Origin of the sequence: Microbacterium sp. NPDC057407, assembly GCF_042803895.1 — a bacterium.
Lineage (GTDB): Bacteria > Actinomycetota > Actinomycetes > Actinomycetales > Microbacteriaceae > Microbacterium.
Map to the genome: position 1 here is coordinate 215,889 of NZ_JBHVCA010000004.1, position 16,957 is coordinate 232,845.

The 16,957-nt window shown below is 72.2% G+C and carries 13 protein-coding genes; 7 read left to right on the forward strand and 6 right to left on the reverse strand.

Annotated features, from left to right (window positions below):
- Positions 1–311 precede the first annotated feature (311 nt).
- Genes ACFUTX_RS13005 through ACFUTX_RS13020 form a run of 4 tightly spaced genes read right to left on the reverse strand, consistent with a single transcriptional unit; the run spans position 312 to position 4,601 of the window.
- Positions 312–1,370: a hypothetical protein gene (locus tag ACFUTX_RS13005; protein ID WP_378865224.1), complete on the reverse strand. Its 1,059-nt coding sequence runs from the start codon at positions 1,368–1,370 to the stop codon at positions 312–314.
- Positions 1,367–2,614: a sensor histidine kinase gene (locus ACFUTX_RS13010; protein ID WP_378865227.1), complete on the reverse strand. Its 1,248-nt coding sequence runs from the start codon at positions 2,612–2,614 to the stop codon at positions 1,367–1,369. Before ACFUTX_RS13010 ends, ACFUTX_RS13005 begins: the two co-directional genes overlap by 4 nt.
- Positions 2,604–3,281 carry a response regulator transcription factor gene (locus tag ACFUTX_RS13015; protein ID WP_378865230.1) on the reverse strand — a complete coding sequence of 226 codons (678 nt, stop codon included), beginning with the start codon at positions 3,279–3,281 and terminating at the stop codon, positions 2,604–2,606. Before ACFUTX_RS13015 ends, ACFUTX_RS13010 begins: the two co-directional genes overlap by 11 nt.
- Positions 3,282–3,290: 9 nt before the next feature.
- Positions 3,291–4,601, reverse strand: coding sequence for a class I SAM-dependent RNA methyltransferase (locus tag ACFUTX_RS13020; RefSeq protein WP_378865233.1), 1,311 nt, complete (start codon positions 4,599–4,601; stop codon positions 3,291–3,293).
- Positions 4,602–4,623: 22 nt separating this feature from the next.
- On the opposite strand from ACFUTX_RS13020, the gene ACFUTX_RS13025 reads away from it, so the two are divergent.
- Positions 4,624–5,328: a Maf family protein gene (locus ACFUTX_RS13025; RefSeq protein WP_378865236.1), complete on the forward strand. Its 705-nt coding sequence runs from the start codon at positions 4,624–4,626 to the stop codon at positions 5,326–5,328.
- Positions 5,329–5,406: 78 nt separating this feature from the next.
- Entirely contained in the window at positions 5,407–7,173 is a 1,767-nt protein-coding gene (locus ACFUTX_RS13030) for an acetyl/propionyl/methylcrotonyl-CoA carboxylase subunit alpha (RefSeq protein WP_378865239.1), read from the forward strand.
- A 34-nt stretch (positions 7,174–7,207) separates the two neighbouring features.
- Here ACFUTX_RS13030 and ACFUTX_RS13035 read toward each other — a convergent pair whose 3' ends face one another.
- A complete protein-coding gene (locus tag ACFUTX_RS13035) occupies positions 7,208–8,665 on the reverse strand; it encodes an NAD(P)H-quinone dehydrogenase (protein WP_378865242.1) in 1,458 nt (485 codons plus the stop codon).
- Positions 8,666–8,756: 91 nt separating this feature from the next.
- On the opposite strand from ACFUTX_RS13035, the gene ACFUTX_RS13040 reads away from it, so the two are divergent.
- The 5 genes from ACFUTX_RS13040 to ACFUTX_RS13060 all read left to right on the forward strand — a co-directional run bounded on the left by ACFUTX_RS13040 (position 8,757) and on the right by ACFUTX_RS13060 (position 14,640).
- Entirely contained in the window at positions 8,757–9,590 is an 834-nt protein-coding gene (locus ACFUTX_RS13040) for a purine-nucleoside phosphorylase (RefSeq protein ID WP_378865245.1), read from the forward strand.
- An 89-nt stretch (positions 9,591–9,679) separates the two neighbouring features.
- Positions 9,680–11,359, forward strand: coding sequence for a phospho-sugar mutase (locus tag ACFUTX_RS13045; protein WP_378865348.1), 1,680 nt, complete (start codon positions 9,680–9,682; stop codon positions 11,357–11,359).
- A gap of 89 nt (positions 11,360–11,448) precedes the next feature.
- A complete protein-coding gene (locus ACFUTX_RS13050; protein ID WP_378865248.1) occupies positions 11,449–12,837 on the forward strand; it encodes an MFS transporter in 1,389 nt (462 codons plus the stop codon).
- A 20-nt stretch (positions 12,838–12,857) separates the two neighbouring features.
- On the forward strand, positions 12,858–13,442 hold the full coding sequence (locus tag ACFUTX_RS13055) for a GNAT family N-acetyltransferase (protein WP_378865251.1): 585 nt from the start codon (positions 12,858–12,860) through the stop codon (positions 13,440–13,442).
- A 238-nt stretch (positions 13,443–13,680) separates the two neighbouring features.
- The gene (locus ACFUTX_RS13060; RefSeq protein WP_378865254.1) at positions 13,681–14,640 is read left to right on the forward strand and encodes a hypothetical protein; all 960 of its coding nucleotides are present in this window, start codon (positions 13,681–13,683) and stop codon (positions 14,638–14,640) included.
- A gap of 323 nt (positions 14,641–14,963) precedes the next feature.
- Here ACFUTX_RS13060 and ACFUTX_RS13065 read toward each other — a convergent pair whose 3' ends face one another.
- Positions 14,964–16,925 carry a BglG family transcription antiterminator gene (locus tag ACFUTX_RS13065; protein WP_378865257.1) on the reverse strand — a complete coding sequence of 654 codons (1,962 nt, stop codon included), beginning with the start codon at positions 16,923–16,925 and terminating at the stop codon, positions 14,964–14,966.
- Between the last annotated feature and the right edge of the window lie 32 nt (positions 16,926–16,957).

The following is a 16,957-nucleotide window of genomic DNA, read 5'->3' on the forward strand; positions in this document are numbered from 1 at the left end:
GCCGCCGCAGGCGGTGTATCGAGACATCCATGCATCTGAATTTTGTTCAACCATTGAAGTAATGTCCCCCGAAATACCTACAGACTCGGGGCGTGACCCCGGCGATACTTGAATCGCTGGAACGCTTCTGCGTTCGGCCGACTCGCTCTCCGCACTGCGGCAGACCCGAGTCCGGCCACGCGGACTGTTTTCGGGTAACAGTCCGCCAGGCGAGGGGCGGGCGGCTTCGCCGCCCCTCGCCTCTTCTGCTCCGCTCCCCGCATCGGTACCCCTCCCCCACCGACGCGGGGAGCGATGTCTTTCGGGGACGGTCAGGCGACGCCGGGGTGCGGGATCTCGCGCCAGAGGTCGACGCCGTCCTCTTCGGACGGTCCTCCGACCGACGGGGACCGGCCGACCACGGTCACCGCCACGCGCTCGTCCGGCGACGTGCGGATGTAGAGGCGGTCGGAGCTGGCCGACCGCAACGCCTCGGCCAGCTGACCGCGGATGATCGACAGGGTGGCCTCGTCGAGCCCTTCGAGACCGCCCTCGTCGAGCACGGTCACGTTCGCGCCGCGCCGACGCGCGCGCTCGAGCTCGGCCCGCACATCGTCGTCGAGCAGGCGGGGTCCGCGCATCTCGTCGCGCAGGCGTCCTTCGGCGAGGCGCGCTTCGAGCCGGTCGGCCTCGGTGAGCGCCCCTCCGGTGGCCACCGTGCGAGTGAGCACCGGGCCGGCGACGGCGAGTGCCTCCTGGACCTGCACGCGCCGCTCCCGCTGCCGCATCGCCTGCGAGGCCTGCCACGCCGACGCGGCACGCTGCAGCTGCGCGAGGCGGCCGGTGTCGCGCGCCGCGCGGTCGAGCGAGAAGGTGAGCAGCTGCGCGCACGTGACCCACACGATGGAGCCGACGAGGCCGAGGGCGAGGGCCCCCGCCACGCCCATCCACATCATGGAGGCGATCGCCAGGAGGACGATGCCCGTCCAGGCGGTCCAGGGGCGGCGCCGCACCATGACGATCGTCATGAGGGCGCCGATCCCGCCCAGGTACCAGGTGGCGAAGGGAGCCGTTCGCGACGAGGGCTCGACCGAGAGCGAGATCGCCGTGGGGACGATCGCGGCGCACGCCAGGGCGAGCACCTGCGCGAGCACCGGCAGGCGGGGCTGGCTGCGCTGGACGGTGGCCGTGGCGTGGGCGTCCGACAGCGTGGGCGCCGACCGCACCGGCTCCCAGAAGATGCAGAGCCAGGTCGTGGCGAGATAGAAGCCGAGGGCGCCGACGACCGCGAGCGGGAAGAGCACGGTCTCGGTCCACCAGAGTCCTCGGGCGGCCATGTACGCGGTGAAGGCGACGCCCAGGGCGACGAGGACGTTCTTGACGCTGGTCATGCCGCCCCCTCCCGCCAGTCCAGGTGGACGATCGTGCCGTGGTGCCCGCTGTCGATGTGCGCCGTGCCGCCCACCGCCGCCACGCGGGCGAAGATGGAGGCGCGGATGCCGAGCCGGTCGTCCGGCACCGCCGACAGGTCGAATCCCTTGCCCGTGTCGCGCACCTCGATCGCGATGGCGCCGTGTCCGGCGGTGACCGTGACCGCGAGGCCCACGCCGTCGGCGTGCTGCAGGGCATTGGCGACGGCCTGGGTGGCCGCGAGTGTGAGCGCTCGGGCGACGCGGCCGGGAACGGCGGGGCTGCCCTCGTCGAGCGTGCGGCGGATCGCGACATCCACCCCCACCTCGCGCGCGCCCGCGGCGATGTCGTCCGCGATCATGTTCGCGTCACGCGGTTCGTCGGGGCCCTCGTGCGCGTCCTGCTCGGTGTTCGCGAGCCGGGTGAGGGCCTCGCGCGCCATCGCCGCGGCCAGCGTCTGCGCGCGAGGCGTGTCGGCCCGCTCGGCCGCGATGAGGGCGGCGAGCACGCTGTCGTGCATGAGAGCGGCGACCGCGACGCGCTCCTGCTCGGCGGCGTCGGCCGCCGCCGCCGTGGCATAGGAGGCGACCGCCTTCGCGCGTGTCTCGTCGACGTTGGCCGCCACGGAGCGGAACATCCACCCGAGGGTGAGGATGACGCCGCCGAGGATGAGGGCGAACGAGACGTCGAGGCCGAGCGGCGGGTAGAACACGCCGTTGAACTGGGCCTGGATCAGACGCACCAGGCCGAACAGCAGCGGGCAGAGCACCGTCCAGGCGATCTGCAGCGGCAGGGGGAACGCGAGCACGGCCGCGAGGGTCGCGATGTTGACGAGGTACCAGATCCACGGCTGGCCCGCCGGATCGGGCACGCTGCCTGCCGCGGCCACCGGCCAGGCGATCAGGGCGAGGACGTAGGCGAAGGCGAAGATCCCGGCGCAGATCCTCACCCCGCGGCCGATGAAGCACGTGACGATCATCACGGCCAGCGGCGCGAACACGAAGACCATGAGGGGGAAGTGCCACCCCTCCTGCTCCTCGGCCGGACCGAGCGCCGTCAGGAACGCCTGCGCGCCGAGGGCGAGCGAGCCGAACCCGGCCACGATCCCGATGATGCGCTCGACCCGCGTGCGCGTGAAGGAACCGATTCCGGCCGTCGCCTCACGAGAGTGCGGGATCTGCCCCCACGCACTGTCGAGGACCGACACGGGTGCCTCAGCCGTCACCTGCACCGCCTCCCGGCTCAGCGGCCGATTCGGCCAGGATGCCGTCCTCCATGGCGCGACGCAGGAGGTCGACCTTGGTGGGGGCGGGACGGCCCACTTCCACGTACTTGACCCGCACGCGGGTGATGTTCTCCTTGGCGGTGGAATATGCGACGCCCAGGCGGTCGGCGACCATCTTGAGCGGGAGACCTGCCGCGTACAGGCGGAGGACCTCGCGTTCGCGCGCCGACAGCTGCGCGTCGGCGAACTCGCGGTCGCCTTCGACGGCGCTGGCCCATTCGACGTTGTTGAGCGGCTCGCCGCGGGCGACCGTTCCCACGGCCGCCATCACGTCGTCGATGCGCGACGACTTGCTCACGACTCCGGCGGCGCCGGCGGCGAGCGCTTCGCGGACCGCGGCGGGGCGGTCGGCGACGCTGTGGATGATGACGCTCGAGCCGTCGAGCACGAGCCGCCGGACGTTCTCGGTCACGGTCGTGCCGTCGCCGAGGGTCAGGTCGAGCACAACGACGTCGGCGGGAGCGGAGTGCGTGGACGAGCGCCACTTGAGGTAGTCGGTCACGGTGCTGCCCGAGAAGACGACCTCTTTCGTGCCGGCGCGCGCGCACGCGGCCTCGAGACCGAGCCTGACGGACTCGTGGTCGTCGATGAGGGCAACGCGCGTCATGCGGCCAGCCTAGCGCCGGGCCCCCGTCCGGGTGAGTGTCGCCACGGCCTCGACGTGATGCGAATTCGGAAACAGATCCAGCCCTCGCACCCCGGCCGGCTCGTAGCCCGCCGCCCGGAAGGTGGAGACGTCCCGCGCGAGGGCGACGGGGTCGCACGCGACGTAGACGACGGCGGCCGGCGCGAGGGCCGCGACCGCGTCGACGACCTCGCGGCCGGCACCGGCACGCGGCGGGTCGAGAAGCACGATGCCCTGCGACAGCCGCTCGCGTTCGTGGACGGATGCCTCGGCGACGAGCCGCGCGAGCCATCGGTCGACGCGGCCGGTCTCGGCGCGGGCGCCGACCCACTCGGCGAGGTTCTCGCCGGCGTGCTCGGTTGCGCGGGCGTCCGACTCGACGGAGGTGACCCGCGTCGCCGCGCCGCCGACGTCCGCGATGGCGGCGGCGAAGAGGCCCACGCCGCCGTACAGGTCGAGGTGCCACCCGTCGGGGTCCACCCCTCCCGCCTCGTGCAGCGCCGCCGTGACGGCCCCGGTGAGCGAGGCGGCGGCCAGCCGGTGCACCTGCCAGAACCCTCCGGCGTCGACCCGGAACGCACGGCCGCCGACGCGCTCGACGACGACTTCCGGCGCCGCCGGGCCGCGCTTCGGCGCCTGGCCGCGCCCGCGCGGCTGCCGTTCCGGTCGGGGCAGCACGCGCACGCGCCCGTCGGCCGGCTGCACGAGGTCGATGCGACCGGGCTCGGCGCTCCGCAGCGCGAGGGCCGAGCGCTCGACCGCGGGGGTCGCCAGCGGCAGGTCGTCCGCTTCGATCACGCGGTGGCTGCGCGCCGCGAAGGGCCCGATCCGGCCGTCGGCGTCGACGTGCAGGCTGACGCGTGTGCGCCACCCGGTCCCGTCTTCGGTCTCGCCGTCGACGCCGGAGCCGGCCGGCGCGACGTCGGAGACGGGGTCGGCCATGCCCCCGAAGCGGCGCAGCGCGTCGGTGAGGACGCGGCTCTTCAGCTCGCGCTGATAGGGCAGCGCGATGTGTCCGAAGTCGGCGCCGCCCGGGCGACGGTCGGGGGCGACGTCGATGTCGGCCTGACGCCAGACGTGAAGACGGCGGTGGGGGGAGGCATCCGTCACCTCCAGCGCCTCGGCGCGCCAGAAGGAGCTCTTGCGCGTGTCGGTGAGCCGCACGCGCACCCGCTCCCCCGGCAGCACGTCGGGCACGAACACGACGCGGCCCTCGTGCCGGGCGACGAACACGCCGCCGTGGGCGACGTCGCCGATCTCGAGGTCGAGGATCTGCCCTGGGTCTGCTGTCGTTCCGGCCACGCAGAGAGCCTACGGTGGTGCCATGCGCGTGTGTCTCGCCTCGACCTCCCCCGCTCGTTCGATGCTGCTCGGCCAGTTCGGCATCCGGCCGCTCACCGTGGCCCCCGCCGTCGACGAGGAGGCGGTGATCGCGGCCGTCGAGGCGGCCGAGGAGCGCACCCTGGCTCCCGACGAGCACGTCCTCCTGCTCGCGCGCCGCAAGGCGGCCGACGTGGCCGCGCGGCTCGCCGACGACGACCCGGCGTTCGACGGGATCGTGATCGGCGGCGACTCGATGTTCGAGCTGGACGGGCGGGTGCTCGGAAAGCCGTACACGGCCGAGAACGCGATCGCGCGGTGGCACGAGATGCGCGGCCGCACGGGCGTGCTGCACTCGGGGCACGCCGTGGTGCGGGTGCGGCCCGGCGCCGCCGCGCGCGAGGTTCACGCGGTGGCCGAGGCATCCGTCACCTTCGCCGACGACGTGACGGATGCCGAGATCGAGGCGTACGTCGCGTCCGGGGAGCCGCTGCACGTCGCCGGCGCCTTCACCGTCGACAGCCTCGGCGGCGCCTTCATCACCCGCGTCGACGGCGACCCGTCGACCGTGGTAGGGATGTCGCTGTCCACGCTGCGGCGGCTGGTCCGCGAACTCGGCGTCGAGTGGACGGCACTGTGGCACTCGACGGACCCGTCCCTCGTCCCGGCGCCGGCGCAAGACGCGGCGGGTGAAGAGCCGGGGTTGTAGTAGGAACCCCACGTTTCGGGCCGCTTCTTGTGCGAAGCGCTCAAAACGGAGGGGAGGGCGCTCGCTAGGCTGGCAGGCATGCCTCAGATCGCCAAGGTTCTCGTTGCCAACCGCGGCGAGATCGCCGTCCGCGTCATCCGCGCCGCCCGCGACGCCGGCAAGTCCTCCGTCGCCGTCTACGCCGACCAGGACCGCGACGCCCTGCACGCCCGCCTCGCCGACGAGGCGTACGCGCTCGACGGCGCGACCAGCGCCGAGACGTACCTGTCGATCGAGAAGATCCTGTCGGTCGCACGTCGCTCGGGTGCCGATGCGGTGCACCCGGGGTACGGCTTCCTCGCCGAGAACGCCGACTTCGCCCGCGCGGTGATCGGCGCCGGCCTCATCTGGATCGGCCCCAGCCCCGAGGCGATCGAAGCGCTCGGCGACAAGGTGACCGCGCGAGCCGTGGCCGAGAAGGTCGGCGCGCCGCTCGCCCCCGGCACCCCGGGGCCCGTCGCCGGCGCCGACGAGGTCGTCGCGTTCGCCCAGCAGGTGGGGCTGCCCATCGCGATCAAGGCCGCGTACGGCGGCGGCGGACGCGGCCTCAAGGTCGCCCGCACCATCGACGAGGTGCCCGAGCTGTTCGAGTCCGCCACGCGCGAGGCGATCGCGGCGTTCGGCCGCGGCGAGTGCTTCGTCGAGAAGTACCTCGACAAGCCGCGCCACGTCGAGACGCAGTGCCTGGCGGATGCCGCGGGCAACGTGGTGGTCGTCTCGACCCGCGACTGCTCGCTGCAGCGCCGCCACCAGAAGCTCGTCGAGGAGGCGCCGGCGCCGTTCCTCACGGACGAGCAGAACGCCATTCTCTACACCGCGTCGAAGGCCATCCTCAAGGAGGTCGGGTACGTCGGCGCGGGCACGTGCGAGTTCCTCATCGGCGCGGACGGCACCATCTCGTTCCTCGAGGTCAACACGCGCCTGCAGGTCGAGCACCCGGTGTCCGAGGAGGTCACCGGCATCGACCTGGTGCGCGAGCAGTTCCGTCTCGCCGAGGGCGGCGAGCTCGACTACGACGACCCGGTCGCGGACGGCCACTCGATCGAGTTCCGCATCAACGGCGAGGACGCCGGCCGCGGCTTCCTCCCGCAGCCCGGTCCGATCCACGTCTTCAAGACGTTCGGCGGCCCCGGCATCCGCCTCGACTCCGGCGTCACGGCCGGCGACTCGGTCTCCGGCGCGTTCGACTCGCTGCTGGCGAAGATCATCGTCACCGGGCGCGACCGCGCCGAGGCGCTGGAGCGGTCGCGGCGGGCGCTCGACGAGTTCGAGGTGGCCGGCATGCCCACGGTGCTGCCGTTCCACCGGAAGGTCGTGCGCGACCCCGCCTTCACCGCCGAGGACGGCGTCTTCGGGGTCTACACCCGGTGGATCGAGACCGAGTTCGTCAACGACATCCCGCCGTGGGACGGCGAGCTCGAGTCGCCCAAGCCGGCCGAGAGCCGCCACACGGTGGTCGTCGAGGTCGCCGGCAAGCGTCTCGAGGTCAGCCTCCCCGATCGGGTCGTGACGGCGCCCGGCGTGGCGGGCCGCCCGGCGGCCGTGCCGCCGTCGCGTCGCTCCCACGCCCCGACGGTCGTGGCGGGCGCCTCCGGCGACGCCGTGAAGTCGCCCATGCAGGCGACGGTCGTGAAGGTGGCGGTCGAAGAGGGCCAGCAGGTCGTCAAGGGCGACCTCGTCGTCGTGCTCGAGGCGATGAAGATGGAGCAGCCGATCCAGGCTCACAAGGACGGCGTCATCGGCGCGATCAATGCCGACCCCGGCGCGACGGTGTCCGCGGGGCACCAGCTGCTCACGATCTCCTGAGCGAGCGGATGCCGCGGCATCCGCTCCCTCGCACTCAGCCGCCGTAGATCTGGTGGTCGACGACGTGCATGGCACGGGCCGCGTCGGTGATGCTGCCCGAGAGCGACGGGTACACGGCGAACACGCGCGACACCTGGTCGACCGTGAGCCGGCGCTCGACGGCGATCGCGATCGGATAGATCAGCTCGGACGCGCGCGGGCCGACGATGACCCCGCCGATCACGGTGCCGCTCCCCTGCCGCGCGATGAGCTTCACGAAGCCGTCCTTGATGCCCATCATCTTCGCGCGCGGGTTGGCCGCCAGCGGCAGCTTGTGCACCACGCCGTTGATGAGGCCGTCGGAGATGTCCTTCTCCTGCCAGCCGATCGTCGCGATCTCGGGAGCCGTGAAGATGTTCGAGGTGATGCGCCGGCGCTCCAGCGGGATCACGACGTCGCCGAGCGCATGGAAGACGGCCGTGCGCCCCTGCATGGACGCGACGGAGGCGAGCGGCACGAACGTCGTGCAGTCACCGGCGGCGTAGATGTTGGGCACGGAGGTGCGCGCGACACGGTTCACCTGGATGTGCCCCGACTCGGTCATCTGCACGCCGGCCTGCTCGAGCCCGATGCCCGCGGTGTTCGGGATCGACCCGACCGCGACGAGGCAGTGACTGCCCTCGACCGTGCGGCCGTCGCTGAGGGTCGCCACGACCCGATCGCCGAGGTTCTCGACCTTGTCGGCGCGGGACTTCGACAGCAGCGTCATCCCGCCCCGCTTGAAGACCTTCTCGAGCACGGCCGCCGCATCGGAGTCCTCGCCGGGGAGCACCTGGTCGCGGCTCGAGATGAGCGTCACCTTCGCGCCGAGGTTCATGTAGGCCGACGCGAACTCCGCACCGGTGACGCCGGAGCCGACGACGATGAGGTGCTCGGGCACCGACGTCATGTCGTACAGCTGGGTCCAGGTCAGGATCCGCTTGCCGTCGGGCCGGGCCGAGGGGAGGATGCGCGGCGACGACCCGGTCGAGACGACGAGCGTGTCGGCCTCGATGCGATCGAAGTCGGTGCCGCCCTCGCCGGTCGAGACGACGACGGCGTTCTCGCCCTCGAGGCGCCCGTGGCCCGAGATGATGCGCACCCCCGCCTCGGCGAGCGCGGCGCGCATGTCGTCGGACTGCTGACGCGCGAGGGACAGCAGCCGCTTGTTCACGGCGGTCAGATTGATCGCGATCTCGGGCTTGAGCGGCTTCCCGCCCTCGCCCTTCGCGAACAGCTGCACGCCGAGATCGCTCGCCCCCGAGATCGCCACGGCGGCGTCGGCGGTCGCGATGAGGGTCTTGGACGGGACCACGTCGGTGATCACCGCCGATCCGCCGATCCCGGCGCGCTCGACCACCGTCACCTCGGCTCCGAGCTGGGCGGCGGCGAGTGCCGCCTCGTAGCCGCCGGGTCCGCCGCCGATGATGGCGACGCTCTGGGTGCGCTCGAAGCTCACGGACATGTGCTCCATTCTCTCCCGATCCGCAGCGCGCGGACGACACGGCCCGTCGCACCTCCGGCCCGGCTGGCTCTCGTCCCCGCCCGTTCCTAGAGTGGGGGGCATGTCAGACACCAACGACAATCCGCTCGACGACCCCTCGAGCGATCCTTTCGAGATCGCCGCGGCGGCCGCGGGCGACATCGCCCGGCTCACCGGCGTGGAGCGCCACGACATCGCCCTGACGCTCGGCAGCGGCTGGGGCAAGGCGGCGGAGCTCATCGGCGAGACCACCGCGACGCTCCCCGCCACCCAGGTCACCGGATTCTCGAAGCCCGCTCTCGAGGGCCACGTCGGCACGCTGCGCAGCGTCCTCACCCCGAAGGGCCGCCGGGTGCTCGTGATCGGCGCCCGCACGCACTACTACGAGGGGCACGGGCCTCGCCGGGTCGTCCACAGCGTGCGGACCGCCGCGGCCACCGGCGCACGCACGATGGTGCTCACCAACGGCGCGGGCGGCATCAAGCACACCTGGAAGCCGGGCCAGCCGGTCCTGATCAGCGACCACATCAACCTCACCGGCGACTCACCGCTCGAGGGCGCCACGTTCGTCGACCTCACCGACCTCTACTCGATGCGACTGCGCGACCTGGCCCGCACCATCGACCCGTCGCTCGACGAAGGGGTCTACTGCCAGTTCCGCGGGCCGCAGTACGAGACTCCCGCCGAGGTGCGGATGGCGAAGACCATCGGCGGTCACATCGTCGGCATGTCCACCGCCCTCGAGGCCATCGCCGCACGGCAGGCCGGCATGGAGATCCTCGGGTTCTCCCTCATCACGAACATGGCCGCGGGCATCCAGACCACGCCCCTCAGCCACCAGGAGGTCATCGACGCGGGCCGCGAGGCCGAGCCGGTGATCTCGTCGCTCCTCGCCCGTGTGATCGGGGCGCTGTGAGCGGCGCGGAGGTCCCGGCCGCCGACCCGGGCAGGCCGGAGCCGGCGCCGGGCGCCGTCCCCGCAGGAGCGGAGGACGAGGCATCCGTCCTGGACCGCGCCCGCGCGTGGCTCGCGCAGGATCCCGACGAGCAGACCCGCGACGAGCTCGCCGGGCTCATCGCGGCGGCCGAGGGCGGCGACGACGCGGCGCTCGCGGGGCTCGACGACCGGTTCGGCGCCCGCCTCGCGTTCGGCACGGCGGGCCTGCGCGGCGAGCTGGGCGCCGGGAGCAACCGCATGAACCGGGTGCTGGTGGCGCAGGCCGCCGCGGGACTGGCGGCGTACGTGCTCGAGAAGGCGGGAGGGGGGTCGGATGCCGCGCCCCCGGCGATCGTCGTCGGCTACGACGGACGCCGCAACTCGCGGGTGTTCGCCGAGGACTCGGCCGAGATCTTCGCCGGTGCGGGGCTGCGCGCGATCCTCCTGCCCCGGCTGCTGCCCACGCCGGTCCTCGCCTTCGCGGTCCGCCGGCTCGGCGCCGCCGCGGGCGTCATGGTCACCGCCAGCCATAACCCGCCCAACGACAACGGCTACAAGGTCTACCTCGGCGGCGCCGACGACGGCTCGCAGATCGTCGCCCCGGCGGACGCCGAGATCGCCGCGCACATCGCCGCGGTGGCAGCCTCCGGCGACGTCGGCGGGCTGCCTCGGTCGCGCGCGTACGACACCGCGCCCGAGTCGCTCGTCGAGGGGTACATCGCGGCGACCGCCGCGGTCGCCCCCGCGCCCGCCGGTGCGGCCGGGCTCACCTGGGTGTACACCGCCATGCACGGCGTCGGGTGGGAGACGTTCTCGCGCATCCTCGACGACGCCGGCTACCCCGCTCCGGTGACCGTCGACGAGCAGCTGCAGCCCGACGGCACGTTCCCGACCGTCGCGTTCCCGAACCCCGAAGAGCCCGGCGCGATGGATCTGGCGTACGCACGGGCGCGCGAGGTCGGGGCGGAGCTCGTCATCGCGAACGACCCCGACGCCGACCGGCTCGCCGTCGCGATCCCCGACCCCGCGGCCGACGGCGGCTGGCGGCGGCTGACCGGCAACCAGATCGGCCTGCTGCTCGGGTGGCGCGCTGCGCGGCTCGCCGCGGAATCGGGCCGCACCGCCGGCGCCTCGCTGGCGTGCTCGCTCGTGTCGTCGCCGGGACTGCAGGCGGTCGCCGACCACTACGGCCTCGACTTCCACGCCACCCTCACCGGGTTCAAGTGGATCTCGCGCGCACCCGGGATGGTGTTCGGGTTCGAAGAGGCCCTCGGCTACCTCGTCAACCCCCAGACCGTCCGCGACAAGGACGGCATCTCGGCGGCCATCGCGATGCTCGGCATGGTCACCGATGCCCGGGGTCGCGGCGCGACGCTCAGCGACCTGCTGGCCGAGTTCGACGAGACGTTCGGCGCGTTCGCGAGCGACCAGATCTCGGTCCGCGTCGACGACGTGTCGACGATCGCCCGGATCATGGCGGCGCTACGGGCGCGGCATCCGTCCGCCATCGGCGACATCGCGGTCGCGCGGGTCGATGATCTCCTCGAGGGGGTGGACGACCTGCCGCCCGGCGACGTGCTGCGGGTGTGGCTCGACGACGGCTCACGCGTGATCGTGCGGCCCAGCGGCACCGAACCCAAGCTCAAGCTCTACCTCGACGTGCGCGGCGACTCCCCGGCCGACGCCGCGGACCGCATCGCACGCGTCGCGGAGGGTGCGCGGAGGCTTCTGGGCGAGCTGGGGGCCTGAGCGGCGGCCGGTTCTGGCCACCCCTGACCCGTGTCGGCCCCCGTTGGTAGAGTCGCCGGGCGGGCGCGTGGCGGGGGTGGCATGCGTTCGTGCGAACAGAGCACGACGAGGAGTCGATGATGGCCAGCGCGCACGCCGACGATCGCCCCGAACCCGCGGCCGACCCCGCGCACTGGCTGCGCAACGTCGTCCTGTTCCTGAGCGGGCAGACCGTGAGCCTGTTCGGCTCGATGCTCGTGCAGTACGCCGTCTTCTGGTACCTCACGATCGAGTACCGGTCGGGGGTCTACATGATGCTGGCGGCCCTTTTCGGATTCCTGCCGCAGGCGATCGTCTCGATCTTCGGCGGGGTGTGGGCCGACCGGCACAACCGCAAGTTCCTCATCATGGGCGCCGACACCGCCATCGCACTGGCGACGCTCACCCTCGCGCTCATCATGATGACCGGCTTCGACGCGGTGTGGCTGCTGTTCGCCGTGCTCGCCATCCGCTCCGCGGGCGCCGGCATCCAGATGCCCGCGGTGTCGGCGCTGCTCCCCCAGATCGTGCCCACCCGCACCCTCATCCGGGTGAACGGCATCAACGGATCCATCCAGTCCGCCATGGCGCTCCTCGCTCCGGCGGCCGCGGGCGCGACCTACGCCTGGTCGTCGGCCGCGACCGGCGGCACGGCCGCCTCTCTGGTCCCGATCTTCTTCATCGACGTCGTCACCGCGGTGATCGGCATCGGCATCCTCGCGTTCATCCCGGTCCGGGCGGTGCGGCGCGCATCCGACGTCGCGACCGGGTACTTCGCCGACCTCGTCGACGGGGTGCGCTACATCGCCCACCACGCGTTCGTGCGGTGGCTGCTGGTGGTGTTCGCGATCATCTTCGTGCTCACGGTCGCGCCGTCCAACCTCACGCCCCTGATGCTGGTGCGCTCGTTCCCCGCCGGCGAGACACAGGATGTGGTCAACCTGGCGGTGCTCGAGGTCGTGTTCAGCATCGGCATGGTGCTGGGCGGCATTCTCGTCGCGTCGTTCTTCGCCCAGCGGAGTCGCATCGGCCTGATCGTCGTGTCGTCGCTGGTCTTCGGCGGCCTCTCGATCGGCCTCGGGCTGTCGCCGAACGTGTGGGTGTTCTTCGGCTTCATGTTCCTCGTCGGTCTGGCCGTGCCGTTCTTCTCGACCCCGTCGATGACCCTGCTGCAAGAGACGGTCGAGCCCGAGCGGCAGGGCCGCGTCTTCGGTTTCGTCGGCATCGTGATGGCCGTCGCCATGCCGATCGGCATGGTCGTGTTCGGCCCGCTCGCCGACGTGATGCCGATCGAGCTGCTGCTGGTCGCCGCCGGCATCCTCACCTTCGTCGTGATCGGGCTCGCCGTCTGGCTTCCGGCCGGGCAGCGGGCGATCGCCGCCGCGCGCGAAGCCTCGAAGACCGCCGACCCGGGGGCCGGTGCGCACGCCGCCGAGCAGGCGATGCACGACGAGAAATGACCGGGCTCTAGGCTCGGGGCATGCGTCTGACACAGTCCACGGTTCTCGAGAACGAGGTCGTGCGGCTCGAACCGCTGCACATCGACCACGGCCCCGAGCTCGCCGAGGCGGCGGTGAGGCTCGAGCATGCCTGGTACACCTCGGTGCCGTCGCCGGACGGGGTCGATGCCGACATCGTCCAGCGCCTGGCCTGGCGCGACGAGGGGCACATGAACCCGTGGGCCATCCGCCGCCTCCGCGACGACCGAATCGTCGGAGAGACCACGTTCTGCAACATCGACCAGGCGAACCGGCACGTCGAGATCGGCCACACGTGGATCGGCGTGGACGCGCAGCGCACCGCCGTCAACACCGCGGCCAAGCTGCTGCTGCTGGCCCACGCCTTCGACGCCTGCGATGCGATCGCGGTGGAGTTCCGCACCCACTGGCACAACCGGCAGTCACGCGCGGCCATCGCCCGGCTCGGGGCCAAGCAGGACGGCGTGCTGCGCAACCACCGCCTCGGCCCCGACGGCACCCTGCGCGACACCGTCGTGTTCTCGATTCTTCCGGCAGAGTGGCCCGCCGTGCGCCTCGGCCTGCAGGAACGCCTCCGTCGCGGCTGACCGCCGCCGCGGCATCCGCTCTGTCGTTTTGTCCTGGCCCCGCGGCCGTTTTCCCGGGTTTGGGGCGCGTTTTGTGCACGACTCACCGGCTTGCTCGGCGCGCCGGACCCGTTCGCCGCCCCAGAACGGGGCACCGGCACGAACGGACTCCCTCCTCCACAGGCCCTTCATCTCGGTCCGGGGGCACGGATGTCGGTCGTCGGCCGGTCCCGTCGGACGGGGACCTTCAGGATCGAGCATGACCTCCGCGCTCAGAATCGTCACCGCTGCAGAGCTCGACGCTTGGGGCTACTCGTCGCGCAAACGGCGCGCCGAACCCACGTCGTCACTCCTCGTCCCGCTTCGGGCAGGACTCTTCGCCATCCGCGACGAATGGGAGGGATCGACTCCGGAAGCGCAGATCACGGCTCGCGCCGCGGCGCTCGCGCGCGTAGCGGTCGAGCCACCGGTCTTCTCTCACCACACCGCCGCAGCATTGCTCGGGCTGCCGCTCTACGATCCGGATCCGTCGAAGCTCCACGTGATCGTTCCCGATGAACGGCCAGGGCGGGCGCGTGGTGTGATCCGTCATCGCGGCGTCCTCGACGTGGACGAGGTGATCGCGGCGGCGGGCTTGCACTGCACCTCACCCCGTCGGACGGTCGCGGATGTCGCGCGAACCGCAACACCGGAGGCCGCTGTGGCCGTCGCCGATGCCGCCCTGAGATCGCTGTTCGTGCGCGATCGCCGAGACTACGACGAGCAGGGGGCTCTCGCCTGGGCAGACAGCGCCGTGCAGACCGCCCGGCGGAGCGCGCACGGTGTGGCGCGCGCAACTCGGGTTCTCGCCTTCGCCGACGGCCGGGCCGAGCGTCCCGGTGAGAGCGTGAGCCGGCTTCGGCTCGCGCAGCTCGGTTATCGGAGGCCACGACTGCAACTCCGTGTCCCCGCGCCGCACGCGGGCAAGAACTTCTTCGTCGATTTCGGGCTCGATGATGCGGGCGCGCTGGGCGAATTCGACGGACGGATCAAGTACGTCGGCGGCAGACTCCAGATCGATCGCACCGAAGACGAGGTCTTCGAGGCCGAGAAGGAGCGGGAGGACTGGATCCGCGGAGTCACGGGGCGCCCCCTCGTCCGCTGGGGGTGGTCGCACATCGCCACTCCGGCGACCCTGGGCGCGCGGCTCCGGGCATTCGGCGTCACCGCCCCCGACTGAACCGGCGACACGCCTTGGCTGACGGGGCCTCGGGGCGCCGAACGAGCACGACACGCCGCACACCCCGGCGTGTCGCGCACAACACGCGCCCCAAAACCCGTCCCCCGCACCCACCCCGGCCTCGGGGCGCGGAACGAGCACGACACGCCGCACACCCCGGCGCGTCGCGCACAACACACGCCCCAAACCCGTCCCCCGCACCCACCCCGGCCTTGGGGCGCCGAACGAGCACGACACGCCGCACACCCCGGCGTGTCGCGCACAACACACGCCCCAAACCCGGGTGCCCAGCGCAGGAGAGGCGAGGCGGCGGGAGGGCCGGGTCAGCCGTCGATGACGGCGACGAGCTCGTCGAGGAAGCCGCCGAAGTCGGTACCGCGGCGAACGATGCGCTGGACGCTGTCGCGCTCGGAGAACACCTCGACGAACTGCTCGAACACGGTCTGGAACGCCTCGCGGTCGGTCTCGGAGAACCCCACCAACGCGACGACCTGCACCCTCCCGTCGCCCCAGGGGATCGAGGGGTCGGCGATGCCGATGGCGATCGACGTGCGGGTCGCCGTCATGCCCAGCGCGTGCGGCACGGCGAGCGCGTCGGTGAACGCGGTCGATGACAGGCGCTCACGCTCGATGGTCCGCTCGACGTAGTCGTCGTCGATCACGCCCTGCGCGATGAGCGTCGACCCGAGGCGGCGGATGACCCGCTCCTCGACGGACGGGCCGGTCTCGACGCCCCGCGAGCCGGGCGCCCCGATGTCGTTCAGCCCGCGGACGAAGGCGGACTCGTCGAAGTACCGCTCCAGTTCGGTGCGCAGCCGCGCCAGGCGCCTGCTGCGTCGGATGCGACCGGCCGCCGCCTGCACGCGTTCGATGTCGGCGTCGGTGAGGAACGGCTGGATCTTCACGATGCGCTCGACCGGGGCATCCGGATCGATGGTGGTGAGAACCAGGTCGGTGTCGATCGATCCCCAGTCGGGGTCGACCCGCGTCTCGACTCCGACCACCTCGATCGCCTGCCCGAGCGAACGGTCGACGCTCGACCGGAGCAGCTCGTGCAGGTCGTAGTAGCCGGGGCACACGATCGTCGCGGTGAGCAGCTGGTCGCCACGACGGCTGCGCTCGAGCCGACCGCCCACGTGCATGGCGATGTAGGCGATCTCGTCGTCCGGCAGCGGGATTCCCAGACGCTCCTGCAGGCGGCTGGCGATGAAGACCGCCACCTCGAAGATCATCGGATACGTCGTCTTCAGGGATCGGGTGAGGGGGTTGCGCGACCAGGCCTGCTCACGCGCCCGGTGCTGCAGGTTCTGCACGTGCAGGGCGAGCCGGAGGATGAAGTCCTCGTGCGCGATGTCGACGAGGAACTCGGCCGACGCGGTTCCGACGACGTCGCGGACGGCCGCCTCGACCTCGGGATCGAGGCGAGCGCGCGCGTGGTCGGCGGGGGCCTCGGCGCCCGGGGCGACCACGCGTGTGAGAACGAGGGTCGCGAGGTGCTGCAGATCGCCACGACCGAGGTCGACCCCGAGGTGGCGTTGCGCCAGTCGGCCGATCACGTCGGCGATCTCCTGCTGCGCGGGGCTGGGGTCGCCGCCCTCGCCGTCGAGGCCGCGGTCCTGCGCGACGCGGTCGGCGGCGATGGCGATGTGCATGACGACGTCGGCGATCCCGAACTCGTTCACGAAGTAGCCGAGGGCGCCGAGCTCGGCGACGAGATCGGCCTTGAACGGTCCGAACGCCGCCGCCCCCACGGAATCCTCGCCGAGGGTGCGGCGGAGCGCGGCGATGTCGAACGAGCCCGCGTCCATCTCGTCGTGCGCGAGGCGGCTCAGCAGCCGGCGCTGCGCCATCTCGGTTCCGCGCAGCCGCGCGCGCGACGCCGACCGTTCGAGGGTGAGCTCGGTGCCGCCGAGCAATGCGCGGACCCGCGCGAGGTCGGCGTCCAGCGTCGCCGGGCTGACGTGAAGCGCGTCGGCGACCTCGAAGACGTCGACGCCGTCGGGCGAGTCCAGCAGCGCGCGGACGACGGTGTGCAGCCGGTCACGCGGGGTGCCGGCATCCGTCCCGGTAGCACGAAGAGCAGCGGATGCCTCGGCCCCCGCCCGATAGCCCTGCGGGCCGGACTCGATCGCCACGCCGGGAGCCACGCGCGCGTTGACGGCGGTGACGTACGAGCGGATGCTGCGGGGCGTGACGCCGAGCGCATCGGCGAGGGTCGCCGCAGTGGCCCAGTCACCGTCGCGTACGAGCAGGCCGAGCAGGCGGTCCTGTCGCGCTCTCGTCACGGGAATCCTTCGGTCGGGGCCTCGTCGCCGGG

What these genes read in the sequence shown, in the direction of transcription:
- ACFUTX_RS13005 (WP_378865224.1), bottom strand. Translation starts at nt 1,370, where the DNA reads ATGACCAGCGTCAAGAACGTCCTCGTCGCCCTGGGCGTCGCCTTCACC.
- ACFUTX_RS13040 (WP_378865245.1), top strand. Translation starts at nt 8,757, where the DNA reads ATGTCAGACACCAACGACAATCCGCTCGACGACCCCTCGAGCGATCCT.
- ACFUTX_RS13015 (WP_378865230.1), bottom strand. Translation starts at nt 3,281, where the DNA reads ATGACGCGCGTTGCCCTCATCGACGACCACGAGTCCGTCAGGCTCGGT.
- ACFUTX_RS13025 (WP_378865236.1), top strand. Translation starts at nt 4,624, where the DNA reads ATGCGCGTGTGTCTCGCCTCGACCTCCCCCGCTCGTTCGATGCTGCTC.
- ACFUTX_RS13035 (WP_378865242.1), bottom strand. Translation starts at nt 8,665, where the DNA reads ATGGAGCACATGTCCGTGAGCTTCGAGCGCACCCAGAGCGTCGCCATC.
- ACFUTX_RS13055 (WP_378865251.1), top strand. Translation starts at nt 12,858, where the DNA reads ATGCGTCTGACACAGTCCACGGTTCTCGAGAACGAGGTCGTGCGGCTC.
- ACFUTX_RS13030 (WP_378865239.1), top strand. Translation starts at nt 5,407, where the DNA reads ATGCCTCAGATCGCCAAGGTTCTCGTTGCCAACCGCGGCGAGATCGCC.
- ACFUTX_RS13060 (WP_378865254.1), top strand. Translation starts at nt 13,681, where the DNA reads ATGACCTCCGCGCTCAGAATCGTCACCGCTGCAGAGCTCGACGCTTGG.